At 56.8% G+C, this 12,437-nt stretch carries 10 protein-coding genes; 3 read left to right on the top strand and 7 right to left on the bottom strand.

Annotated elements, in window-relative coordinates:
- Positions 1-5: 5 nt before the first annotated feature.
- From Q3Y58_RS18355 to Q3Y58_RS18345, 3 genes are all read right to left on the bottom strand, one after another.
- Positions 6-1,115, bottom strand: coding sequence for an ATP-dependent DNA helicase (locus tag Q3Y58_RS18355; protein ID WP_319623266.1), 1,110 nt, complete (start codon positions 1,113-1,115; stop codon positions 6-8).
- A 115-nt stretch (positions 1,116-1,230) separates the two neighbouring features.
- Positions 1,231-2,283 carry a DmpA family aminopeptidase gene (locus Q3Y58_RS18350; RefSeq protein WP_319623265.1) on the bottom strand — a complete coding sequence of 351 codons (1,053 nt, stop codon included), beginning with the start codon at positions 2,281-2,283 and terminating at the stop codon, positions 1,231-1,233.
- Between the two features lie 447 nt (positions 2,284-2,730).
- Positions 2,731-3,522: a GntR family transcriptional regulator gene (locus tag Q3Y58_RS18345; protein ID WP_319623264.1), complete on the bottom strand. Its 792-nt coding sequence runs from the start codon at positions 3,520-3,522 to the stop codon at positions 2,731-2,733.
- A gap of 244 nt (positions 3,523-3,766) precedes the next feature.
- On the opposite strand from Q3Y58_RS18345, the gene Q3Y58_RS18340 reads away from it, so the two are divergent.
- Entirely contained in the window at positions 3,767-4,702 is a 936-nt protein-coding gene (locus tag Q3Y58_RS18340; protein WP_319623263.1) for a sugar kinase, read from the top strand.
- Positions 4,703-4,761: 59 nt separating this feature from the next.
- On the opposite strand, the gene Q3Y58_RS18335 is transcribed toward Q3Y58_RS18340, so the two are convergent.
- On the bottom strand, positions 4,762-5,439 hold the full coding sequence (locus Q3Y58_RS18335; protein WP_319623292.1) for a FadR/GntR family transcriptional regulator: 678 nt from the start codon (positions 5,437-5,439) through the stop codon (positions 4,762-4,764).
- Between the two features lie 603 nt (positions 5,440-6,042).
- On the opposite strand from Q3Y58_RS18335, the gene Q3Y58_RS18330 reads away from it, so the two are divergent.
- Together Q3Y58_RS18330 and Q3Y58_RS18325 are read left to right on the top strand one after the other, a co-directional pair.
- Positions 6,043-6,984: a 2-hydroxyacid dehydrogenase gene (locus tag Q3Y58_RS18330; RefSeq protein ID WP_319623262.1), complete on the top strand. Its 942-nt coding sequence runs from the start codon at positions 6,043-6,045 to the stop codon at positions 6,982-6,984.
- 61 nt (positions 6,985-7,045) lie between these two features.
- Positions 7,046-8,110, top strand: a complete 1,065-nt coding sequence (locus tag Q3Y58_RS18325) for a LacI family DNA-binding transcriptional regulator (RefSeq protein WP_319623261.1) — start codon at positions 7,046-7,048, stop codon at positions 8,108-8,110.
- Here the strand turns inward: Q3Y58_RS18325 and Q3Y58_RS18320 are convergent.
- From Q3Y58_RS18320 to Q3Y58_RS18310, 3 genes are all read right to left on the bottom strand, one after another.
- Entirely contained in the window at positions 8,107-10,191 is a 2,085-nt protein-coding gene (locus Q3Y58_RS18320; RefSeq protein ID WP_319623260.1) for an FAD-binding protein, read from the bottom strand. The genes Q3Y58_RS18325 and Q3Y58_RS18320 overlap by 4 nt on opposite strands.
- Positions 10,192-10,369: 178 nt before the next feature.
- Positions 10,370-12,088 (bottom strand): ABC transporter substrate-binding protein, encoded by a 1,719-nt coding sequence (locus Q3Y58_RS18315; protein WP_319623259.1) that lies wholly within the window; start codon positions 12,086-12,088, stop codon positions 10,370-10,372.
- Between the two features lie 66 nt (positions 12,089-12,154).
- The gene (locus Q3Y58_RS18310) at positions 12,155-12,436 is read right to left on the bottom strand and encodes a DUF2160 domain-containing protein (protein ID WP_319623258.1); all 282 of its coding nucleotides are present in this window, start codon (positions 12,434-12,436) and stop codon (positions 12,155-12,157) included.
- Position 12,437 lies beyond the last annotated feature (1 nt).

Genomic DNA, 12,437 nt, shown 5'->3' with positions numbered 1-12,437 from the left:
GCTGCTCAGCGAACCACAGTAATCTGCTTGGCGGCACGGGTTACGGCGGTGTAGAGCCAGCGCTGCTGGTGCTCACGGAATGCCCAGCTCTCGTCAAACAACACCACCTTATCCCATTGCGAACCCTGAGATTTGTGCACGGTCAGCGCGTAACCAAAGTCAAACTCGTCGGCGCGGCGGCGGATGGCATAGGGAAGCTGGTCGCCGCCCTCCTCGAACATCGCTGGCAGCACCTTCACCTGCACGGCGGTTTTGGCAAGATCGTCTTCCGAAACCACATCAAAGCGGATGGTGTTGCCCCTTGGCGGGCGCAGCCGTTTCACATTCCAAAGGCCGCCGTTCAGAAGGCCCTTCTGCTTGTCGTTGCGCAGGCACACCAACTTGTCGCCCACTGCAGGCATCTGGGTGGTAAAGCCCATCAAATCGCGAATGCGATTGTTGTAAAGACGGCGGGTTTTGTTGGTGCCCACCAGCACCTGATCCGAGGATAGAATGATGTCCTTGTTGATGTCCCGGCGGGTGATAATGGCGCTCTCGCCATACTCACCAATCTCCAGCTCACCGCCGTCGCGAATGGTCATGGACATACGCACAATCGGGTTATCCTTCGCCTGACGGTGCACTTCAGTCAGCATCATGTCCGGCTCGGCGTCGGTGAAGAAACCACCGCCCTTTACCGGGGGCAGCTGCGCCGGATCGCCCAGCACCAGCACCTTCTTGCCAAAAGAAAGCAGGTCGCGGCCAAGTTCCTCGTCCACCATGGAGCATTCATCAATGATGATGAGGTCTACCTTGGCAGCAGGACTGTCACGGTTGATCGCGAACTGAGGGCCCTCATCCTCCTCTTCCTCGTCCTTTTTGGTGCCGCGAGGACGGTAAATCAGAGAGTGAATGGTAGAGGCGTCCCAACAGCCCTTTTGGCGCAGAACGTGTGCCGCTTTGCCGGTAAAGGCACCGAAAGCCACATCACCGTCGATGCCCTCCGCCAAGTGGCGCGCAAGGGTAGTCTTGCCGGTTCCAGCAAACCCGAACAGCCTGAACACCTGCTTGCCGCCCCCACGGAGCCAGTTGGCGGCTTCAGTCAGTGCCTGGTCCTGTTGCGGTGACCACTCCATACCTTTACCCCTGCATTGCCTAGATCAGACCTTCGGTAATAAACGATAGAGCCGCCAGAAGTCGCGCGTTTTTATTGATCGGTTCACAGGCGAGTTGGAAACCTGAAGAAATCAATCAGATGCTCAGGTCTTCGAGCACTTCCCAAAGCCCGCGGCGTACGTGGTTTTCGCGCCCAATCACCGTTTCTGCTGCCAGCATCGAGTTCAAAATGGCCGCTTCCGTGGCATCCACGGTCGCCCGGAACACCCGGTCCATGCGGCCCTCATCGAGCTGCTGAATACTCTGAAATTGCTTGCGAGACTTGTTCGGAATCGGATCGGCGGTGGTGAACGCCATGGCGATATCGCCGCTGCCATGCCCCATGTAAGAGCCGGTTCTGGCCAGTGCCACGCCGGTGCGTTTGGCAACACGCTTCAACTGACGCTCGGAAAGCGGCAGGTTGGTGCCCACGATCATGATGATCGACCCCTTTTCCGCGCCATGCACATCGTCGTCAACGGCGTGCTCAAGCTGGAACCCCAGGTCCAAACCATTCATGATGAAGTCCGGCATCCGCCCCATGTTGGTCAGCACCAATGCCCCAACAACATAAAGCCTGCCGCCAACGGTGATCTGGCGCGAAGCGCTGCCGATCCCACCCTTGAGGCCGAAGGCAGACATGCCCCGCCCTGCGCCCACCGAGCCCTGCTCGAAGTTTTTCGAGGCTGCGCCCAGCGCCAACTCCACATGTTCAGGCCGCACGGCCAGAGCGCGAATGTTGTTCAGGTAACCGTCGTTGCACTCAAACACCAGCGGGTTGACTGTGCCAGCCTCTCGGCCGATCTCCGGCGTGCGCTCCAACATGTAGCGTACGACCCCTTCGCTGGCCGCACCAACGCTCAACGTGTTGGTCAAGACAACGGGGGTCTCCAGCTGGCCCAATTCTTCCACTTGGACAAGCCCGGCGCTTTTGCCAAAACCATTGAACACATGAACGGCGGCGCGGGTTTTGAAATGAAAAGGGTTTTCATCGCCGATGGTCAGCGCTGTAACACCCGTTTGTATCATCCCTTGGGAGAGCGTATGGTGGCCGACGCGTACGCCTGGCACGTCACAGATGGTATCCAGTGGACCATGCGGAAGCGTTCCTACGGGATGCTTGGCATGGGAGAGAAGCGGGCTCTGCATTTACTGACCGTTCTTTGAACGCAACTGATGAGAAGACTGATTTTCAACTACCGGGCTCGAAGTGCTACAGCACTGAACTGTAAAACGCAAACAACCAGCCCAATCAAAAACTGGCCCGATGGAAGGCATATCGCTTTCCAAGCACCGTTACTTACGCTGTTCTTCGCACCCCAAAGCGCTTTATAAGTCAAATTTAATCTTATTTTCAGATAGATAGACCTAATAATTGGCCGCCTGAGTGTTCTTGAGGCAAGCTGAGGTCGCCTCAAGATATTTTAGTACAAATACTGATTTTGCGATTTTAGGCAGGGCAGATTTTCTGTGAAAATCTTTGTAATAGTTCCAACCTTCACATGAAGTTCATAGGGCTTAACTGGAGCCGAACGAACGAATCCTGCGCTGAAATGGTCGGCAGATCACGGCCTGAGAACAGGTCCAGACACTGCTTCAAGCAGACCAGGGCGCGCGCTGAAACTGCTCCAGAAGATCCACATCATGGATGAAGAATTCCGGCTTCACGCTTTTGAAATGGCTCATGTCGGTACGCAGCTTGTCCAGATGTAGCGCCATCGCACCCACAGCCGCCCCCACATCCCCGGCCCGCATGGCCTGCAACAGCGTGCGGTGTTCCTCAATCACAGAGCCAAGGCGCTCCATATCCAGCATGGCAAGGCGGCGATACCGATCCACGTGAACCTTGACCTGCGTGATCAGCTCCCAGATGCCGGAATAGCCACCAGCCGCCGCAATGCCGGCATGAAACGCATCATCCGCATCATGAAGCGCCTGACGGTCGCCGCGATCAATGGCTTCCTGCTGCTTCTCGATCAACGCTTCCAATGCAAGGAAATCGCTGGGCTGACCGAACTTGATGGCAGCTTTCACGGTGACCTCTTCCAAGGCCTGCCGCACCAACAGCGCTTCCGGCAAGGCGGAAAGCGGTATCCGCGCCACAAAGGTTCCGGACTTGGGCGCAACCTCCACGAGCTTTTCCTCTGAAAGCCTAAGCACCGCTTCGCGGACCGGCGTACGGCTTACGCCATGCTTCTTGGCAAGTTCGGTCTCGCTGATCAAGGTACCGGGCACCAGTTCCGTGGTCAGGATTGCCGCTCGGAGAGCATCATGGATGATATCGGCGATAGACGTTCCCGAACGCCCCGCATAACGCCCGGGCCCGGTGGGCGGCGCGTTCTGAGCGCGCGGCTTGCGTTTGGTTTTGCCTGCACTTGGCTTCGGCATCAGGAATGCTCCGGCTATCAATAATTTCTTGTGTATCTTATATACAAGTTATATAGATCGAGAAACAAGGCAAACACAAGCCCAGAACGACAGCGATCAGCGCCGCAGATACGCCACAACGAGGCTTTTTCGGTGCCCACCGCTTCTTTTCAGGCAAGCGTGTTGAGCCCTCGACGTTTTTTGAGAGAATGGCACGAGCCTCAGCGGCCCCGCTGAGAAAACCGGGAAGACTAAGAGGATCCCTATGACCGCAGAGATCATCAGCTTTGGCGAACCACTCTTCGAGTTCAGCCAGGTAAAAGAAAGCGGAGATGGCCCTGACTACCTCAGCGGCTTTGGTGGTGACACGTCCAACTTCGCCTGCAGCGCTTCCCGTCAGGGCGCATCCGTTGCAGTGCTGGCCCACCTTGGCGCTGACGTATTTGGCGACAAGTTCGTTGATCTGTGGACCAGGGAAGGCGTGAATACCGATCTGGTTGTGCGCAACCCGCAAGCACCAACAGGCATCTACTTTATCTCCTATGATGAACGCGGCCACCACTTCACCTTTGCCCGCAAAGGCTCCGCTGCCTCTCTGGTCAGCCCGGATCAGCTTCCGGAAGACGCCATCAAGGCCGCAAAGCTTCTGCACACATCCGCAATCACCTGCGCGATCAGTGTCAGCTCTTGCGATTCGGTGTTCAAGGCCATCGAAATTGCCAAGGCGGGTGGCACCCTTACCTCTTTCGACACCAACCTGCGTCTGAAGCTCTGGGGCCTGGACCGCGCACGCGGCGTGATCCATGAGGCTGCGCGTCACGTGGACTTCATCATGCCAAGCGTGGATGAAGCCGAACTGCTGACCGGCCTCAACGATCCGGACCAAATCTGCGACTTTTATCTCAACCTTGGCGCAAAGACCGTCATCCTGAAGCTTGGCAAGCAGGGCGCCATGTACGCCACGGGCAGCCAGCGCAATCGGGTTGCGGGCAACCCTGTCGACGCCAAGGATGCAACAGGCGCTGGCGACTGTTTCTCTGGCGCGTTCTTCAGCCAGATTGTTGCGGGCAAGTCGCTTGAAGATTCATTGAAATATGCAAATGCAGCAGCAGCCCTGACCACGCTTGGATTTGGAGCTGTAGCGCCGATTCCATTCAAGAAGGACGTAGAAGCCTTCATGAACGAACGCGGCGTGCTGTAACGATCGGATCCCCCATCCGATAAAAGAAAAGCCTCGCTCACTGCGGGGCTTTTCGTTTTTCACACTCTGGTGTGGTGAACCTTTTCACCGAAGAACCCGATATGATGGCGCATGATGTTCCGCGCCTCGCCCGGGTCTCGATCCCGGATCGCATCCAGCATGTCCACATGCTCTTGCAGACCATGACGGGTCGCGTATTCCGGCAGCACGTTGTAAATCCCGCGGCTCATGCTCATGCCCAGCAGGATCTGCTCTTTCATGCTGTCGAACACCAGCAACGCGTAGGCGTTCTTTGCAGCCTGTATGATGCTGCGATGGAACAGGTAATCCGCGTTGACAATATCACCGCCGCGATTGTGTTCCTTGATGATCTCGTTCAGCGCCGTTTCCATGCGCTTCATGTCGCCCTCGTTCCAGCGTTCGGCCGCAAGCGCCGCCATCTCCGCCTCAAACACGAGTCGCGTTTCCTGACACTCCATGATGTCGCCAATATCAGAGACCTGATAGGCAACCATCGAGCCCTCTTGCTTGGCTGGGGCTGGCTCAACGCCATCAATCACAAAACTGCCAGAACCTCTGACCGTTTCAATGACCCCCTCTTGACGCAGACGGTCCATCACCGCCCGGATGACAGGCCGGGAGACGCCAAAACGTTCGCAGAGCGCATGTTCTGTTGGCAGCTTCAAGCCCTGCGGAAACTCCCCAGACTCAATGCTGCTCTTTATGCCAGCGTACACAGTATTACTTAAGTTGGCGGGACGGCCCACATCAGCCTCCTTGCTGAAGCACCCCTGTAATTTAATTGGATGTTATATAACAACCTTGGCACACTATTACCGATGCTGAGTCGTTCGTCTTTGATAAATGCCATGGGTGCGACGTAAATTCGCGCAATCCAGAGTCTAATACTCCCCCTCAATAATCGTAGAACACGCAAAATACGTAGCACTACTACTGGCAGTTATGTGACAGATATTTCACAATACCTGCATCGAGCGCCTCTTGGGGCCTCTTTTGTGAGGGAGGATTCGATGCTTACTCATACATTCAACACCGCACTCAACTGCTGTGGCATCGTGCTACGCGCCGCAGTCATTGGCGTCAGCATGGCCGGCATCGTCGGCGCAATGTTCACATTGCTTGGCTAACGCAGGAAGTGCGCTGTCTCAGGTGACCTTCGCTTGAGAGTTCGGGAGCTTTAAAGTCATACTGCCTCTGCCTTTTCGGCAGATGTGCAGACTGGCGTGCCTACCAGAATTGGGAGAGAAGAGGGAATTTTGGTAGCTCGGCGGTTCATCTGGGAATGACCGGCGCCTTGCGCCACTGCGACCGGAGACATAATGAGCCACATTTTGCAACTCAGCCCTTACACCCCTGAGTGCATCAATTCAGATTTGGAAGCTGTCGCCCCAGTCATAAGATACTGGGACCTCGGTAACCCTCAAGTATTGCCCGCAGAACTTGCCAAGGACGTAACGGTGGTCGCCACCAAGGGCGACCTGGGCGTCCCTCCGGCACTCATGGCTTCCCTTCCCAATCTCAAGCTGATCTCCGTTTACGGCGTCGGCTACGACGCGATTGACCTGAACGAAGCCCGCAGGCGCTCAATTGCCATAACAACAACGCCGGACAGCCTCACCAGTGCGGTAGCAGACATGGCAATCGCCCTGATTCTGGCTGGCAGCCGCCGACTTGTGGAGGGCGATCACTTCGTGCGCGCCGGCAATTGGGCCAATGGGAAGCTGGGCACAGGGTTCGACATACGCGGCAAGACCGTGGGCATTTTCGGTTATGGCCGCATTGGCAAGAAGATTGCCCGGATCTTGGAGGCGTTCGACTGCAACATCCTTTACTGCGATCTGAAACCGGATGCGGACCACCCGGCAGGGTTTTGCGCAACTCTGGAAGAGCTGGCCGAGAAAAGCCGCGTGCTAGTCATTTCCGCAGCAGGAGGTGCTGCCACCAGAGGCATGGTCAATCTGAATGTCCTGTCCAGGCTTGGCCCCGACGGCCTGCTGATCAACGTGGCCAGAGGCTCCATCGTCAATCAGGAAGACCTCATCAAGGCGCTACAAAATGGCGCAGTAGGCGGCGCTTGCCTCGACGTGTTCGAGCAAGAACCCAACGTGCCAGAACCGCTTGTTTCCGCGAAAAACGTCATCCTTACCCCCCATATCTCCAGCGCAACACTAGAGACGCGGCGACACATGGGAGAGGTAGTTATCCAGAATATAGCCGCATGGCTAGAGGGAAAACCGCTTGTGACCCCGCTACAATTATAGCGTTTATAAATAACAGCGCTCGCCCATCACCCTGCCTCGGACGCCAGAACGGAACGACACAATGAAACGCAGTCAGTCATCCAGGATAACCATCGCCGACATAGCAAAACAAGCTGGTGTCTCTTCTGCAACTGTTTCAAACGTCATCAACGAGACCGGTCGCATGACCGAGGAAACCCGCCTCAAAGTGCGCAAGGCCATGAGCGAACTGGGCTTTGTCAAGGACTACACCGCCGCCCGCCTGCGCACCGGCAGGTCAAAGCTCATTGGTGTTCTCATCCAGAACATTGCCAACCCGTTCTATGGCGAGTTCTCCGCCACATTTGAAGCCGAGCTTTCAAAGCATGGCTATCTGCCCATCATGGCCAATATTGGTGAAAGCCTTGATCGGCAGGCAGCTATGATTGAGGAAGTCATTTCCCATGGCGTCGCAGGCATTGCCTTAAGCCCAGTGGCAGGCTCAACACCGGAGTGCATGGACACCATCGTCTCCCGCAACCTGCCATTCGTCACCTTTGTGCGTGAAATTGAAGGGCTCAATTGCGATTTTTTCGGAGCCGATGACCGTCACGGCGCCCACCTGGCAGCTCAACACCTGCTGTCCAAGGGCCACAGAATCTTTGGGGTGATCGGAGGCACAGAGGGCACCACCACCGGTGAGCAACGCCTCTCCGGCTTTGAGGACACCATTCACTACTCTAACTGCGCTGAGGCCCAGATCCACAAGCTCCGCACGCCGCCGGGACGTGAAAACGGGCGCCTTGCAGCCATCGAACTGCTCTCCGCCAACCCGGAAATCACCGCCATATTCTGCCACAACGACATTCTGGCCATGGGCGCAACCGCTGGCTTGAAAAGCCTGCGCCGCAAAGTGGGTAAGGACATCGCGCTGGTGGGGTTTGACAATCTGCCTGAGGCGGAAGTATGGAACCCGCCGCTCACGACCATTGAGATGTTCCCCAAGACCATCGGCACTGAAGTTGCCAGAGCGCTTCTAGCTCAACTTGAGGGAACGCATCAAGGGCCGCTCATCAACCGGCGTCCGCCGGTGCTTATCGAGCGTGAGTCGAGTGCTTTTCAGGTGGGCACCAATTCATCGCTTCAGTACATCGCCAAGGCGGGCTAGCCTTTTCCGCCCTCGGTTTGGAAGATCTGGTCGCTGAGAAACTCGCCCCAGCCTCTCTCAAAATACACGGGCGACCGATCCCGCCCTTTGAGAGGACGTTCGCAACACGCAATGCCGTCTGCCGTCTGCCGCACGATGATCTTCTTGGCCTTGTCTTTCTCCCTTTCGGGCCTGAACCGAAAAGCCTCGAGCGGACCATGAACGGTTTCAGGCAACCCGGTAGAACCGTCGTCGAGAATGACACGCGCCCCGCGACTGCCTCCGCCTGCTTTGATGTAATGGTTCAGAGCCTGCAAAACGGCTGCGGAGGAAAGCGCCAGTTGCTTCCACATGAAGTAGTCACCGGCCCGCTTCGCTTCCCGCAATGCAACTGCCCCAGCCTCAAAGGCATCAACGAGGGCCAAAGCGTCTTCCAACGCTGACGTCACATCGGCCTCGGCACATACGAAACCCGCCGCCTCAGACATGCGTTGTTGAATGTCATGTTTAACCCCATCGAGCGCCGAACCATCACACCCATTGGTCACAGTTTCCAGCTCTTGGATCAGCTCTGCCAGCGGCGCTTCCCAGCCCAGCTCTGCCCCCGCGCGGCGTTGCCGTGCTTCATGTGCGATGTGCTTGGCAACGCGGGTTGCAAACACCTGCCCCGAAATCAGCGCCGACCCGCCCGGCCGCGTCACGCCGTGCGTGCTCGCTGCTTCGCCAACCGCGTAGCACCCAGAAAGGTTGGTGCGCCCCCACAGGTCGATTTCAATTCCCCCGTTCATGTGTTGATTGTTCACCGCCAAGCGCAGCGGCTCTTTGGTGATGTCGATGCCATTCATGCGATAGAGCTCGATGGCCAGCGGGTTCATGCGCACAAGCCGATCGATCGGCAAGGCATCCAGCGCACCGTTGTTCTCAAGATAGGCCCGCACATCGGGCTCCAGGTCATCCAGATTGAAATGCGCCCCATCCTTGCCAGGAAGCGGATTGCGCAGGAAGTCGAGGAACACCTCTCGCCCTTTTCTGATTTCCAAATGAACCGCAATGTCCACCAGACTGGAGCCGAACTCCAGCATGCGGGAGGCGTGGAACGGCCACTGATAGCCCTTGCGAAACACGTTGGAAACCAGCTCCCGTGTACTGCGATAATAGTCAGCCAGAAAGTTGAACTCGTTTCCGGCCGCATCCCTTGAGAACACGTAGGGCATTACTTGCACATAGGTGCCCGACAGGTTCCAGGGAAAGGTCTCACGCGGCGTGCCGATGCCGAACTGGCTTTCCGTCAGATTGCTCAGTTCAAGTCCGGCTTCAAGCGCCAACCCCAAAGCTCCAAAACACTTCTTCGGGTAAACGCTGTCGCGGTACATCTCCCCCGGTCCCCCTGTCGCGATGATCAGATCCTCGCAAGCAATTACAGCCAGACCATACGGATTGTGCTCAGTGCTTTTGTTGGCCACCACCAAACCGGAAACGCACCGTCCCTCCCCCTCACCCTTGGTGAGTATCTTGACCGCTGCAGCCCCAGTCATGAACGGAATGCCAAGACGCTGCGCCTCTTCCAGCAGCACCTTTACCATCAAGCGCGAAGTGCGAGGCCCGCAACTGGTCGCGCGGCCATACTCATCATGATCCGTTTGATAGCGCAGCACCGCACCCAGACGATCTTCCGGCAGATCAAGGCCAATGTACTGCAACCCGGCCATGGCACCAATGGAGCCCACCGCCTCCACATAGGCCACATCTTCATCCATGCAGCCGCCAGCGGCCAGATCTCGCGCAAGAACCTCAAAGTTGTCGCCATTACGGCTGGTGGATGCGGTGTGAAGGGTCTGTTTGTCAGAACCCGAACAGGCAGAGGTGCCCATATACATGCCGCCCGTGGCCACCAACACCTCGCGGCCCCGACGTTTGGCCTCGCAGGCCGCGCGCAAACCCGCCGCACCAGAGCCAATGACAAGCGTTTGGCAAGAATGGACCGGCAGATCGCATAGGTTCACCTGAACGACGGTCTCAGGTGGCAGGCTTGCAAATCCACGGGGCATGGTAATGCGGGTAAGCGCCGTCAGGATTTCAGGTGTCAAACGGGTTTGGGTCATTCAGCTATCCTTGATGACGCGGCAGTGCACTTGCCAGAAAACTCCCTGAAAAGCTAATGATTAATCGTATAATCAGCAATGAGCACTTTCACATACCCGTCGGGAAACAGAGGCGGTGCGGCACGCAAAAAGGGCCGGCGAAACCGCCGACCCTTTCCTTTCATCCTGCGTTGGATGATTACTTGTTTGCGTCCGCCCAGCTCTTGATCAGCTCGTCGTAGTCAACGGTGATTGGCGTTGGCTTTTCGTTTTCAAGCTTTGCCTTCGGCGCACCCGGCTGAGACAGCCAGTAGTCACGATCCTGAGGTTCGTTGAGCTTTGGACCACATTCGCCCTGAACACCTGCGCGCTCCAGACGGGACAGAACCTTGTCCTGCGCTTCAGCCAGTGCGGTCATGGCTTCCTGCGGGGTCTTTGCGCCAGAAGACGCATCGCCAATGTTCTGCCACCACAGCTGAGCCAGCTTTGGATAGTCAGGAACGTTGGTGCCGGTTGGCGTCCACTGAACACGTGCTGGAGAGCGGTAGAACTCAACCAGACCACCCAGTTTCGGTGCGCGGTCGCTGAAGGACTCGTGGCGTACGTCACTGTCACGAATGAAGGTCAGACCAACGTGAGACTTCTTCAGAGAAGTGGTCTTGGCCACGGTGAACTGAGCGTAAAGCCATGCAGCCTTCGCACGGTCTTCCGGCGTGGACTTCATCAAGGTCCAGGAACCAGCGTCCTGATAACCGAGCTTCATGCCCTCTTCCCAGTAAGCACCCTTTGGCGAAGGAGCCATACGCCACTTTGGCGTGCCGTCTTCGTTCACCACTGGCAGGCCTTCCTTCACCATGTCGGCGGTGAATGCGGTGTACCAGAAGATCTGCTGAGCAACGTTACCCTGCGCAGGAACCGGGCCTGCTTCAGAGAACACCATGCCGGCAGCTTCTGCTGGAGCATACTGCTTCAACCAGTCAATGTACTTGGTGATGGAGTAAACAGCGGCAGGGCCGTCGGTCGCACCACCGCGCTCAACTGTAGAGCCAACCGGCGCACATCCGTCTACACGAATGCCCCATTCATCAACTGGCAGACCGTTTGGAATGCCCTTGTCACCTGCACCAGCCATGGACAGCCATGCATCGGTAAAGCGCCAACCCAAGGATGGGTCTTTCTTACCGTAGTCCATGTGGCCGTAGACTTTTTCGCCGTTGATTTCCTTCACGTCGTTGGTGAAGAACTCAGCGATGTCTTCATAAGCAGACCAGTTGACCGGCACACCCAGATCGTAGCCGTACTTTTCCTTGAACTGCGCTTTGATCTCAGGGTTTGTGAACCAGTCATAGCGGAACCAGTAAAGGTTCGCGAACTGCTGAGTTGGCAGCTGGTAGAGCTTGCCGTCAGGACCGGTGGTGAAGGAGCGACCAATGAAGTCCTCGATATCGAGGGTCGGCAGGGTCACGTCTGCACCTTCGTTCGCCATCCAGTCGGTCAGGTTGCGCACCTGCTGATAACGTGCGTGGGTACCGATCAGATCGGAGTCGTTCACATATGCATCATAGATGTTTTCACCAGACTGCATCTGCGTCTGGAGTTTCTCAACCACATCACCTTCACCGATCAAGTCGTGCGTAACCTTGATGCCGGTGATTTCGGTGAATGCCTTGGCGAGCGTCTTGGCTTCGTATTCGTGGGTGGTGATGGTTTCAGAAACCACCTTGATTTCCATACCCTTGAACGGCTCAGCAGCCTGAATGAACCATTCCATTTCCTTCATCTGCTCTTCCTTGGAGAGCGTCGAAGGCTGGAATTCGCTGTCGATCCAGCGCTTGGCTGCTTCCATGTCAGCCCATGCACTGCCGGATGTTGCCAGCAATACGCTGAGAGCCGCAGTGGCCATCAAATGACGTCGCATATTAGTCCTCCCGTTTAACACTACTCAAACTCGGCGCGGCTCTCCCGGCCTTGCCGAAAACTGGCATCACACCCAGCGAAACACACAAAGCGCATACGCTACGCATACAGCCAGGGCCCACCAAAGGTTCGGCCCGACAAACCCCAACCAGAACAGGCAGATGAATGCGCTGCCCAGCAGGGAGATGAAGAGGCGGTCACCCCGAGTGGTTTCGAACCGGAGAATGCCCACACGTGGGCTCCCCCCCGGAACGAAATATTCCCAGATGCCCATGCTCAAGATGAGCAGAGCAATGACACTGAAGAAAATGACCGTTGGCGTCGTCCACGCCATCCACGAAAGATCCATG

This window comes from Nesiotobacter zosterae (assembly GCF_033843645.1).
Lineage (GTDB): Bacteria > Pseudomonadota > Alphaproteobacteria > Rhizobiales > Stappiaceae > Pseudovibrio > Pseudovibrio zosterae.
This window is presented reverse-complemented; position numbering and strand designations above follow the sequence as displayed.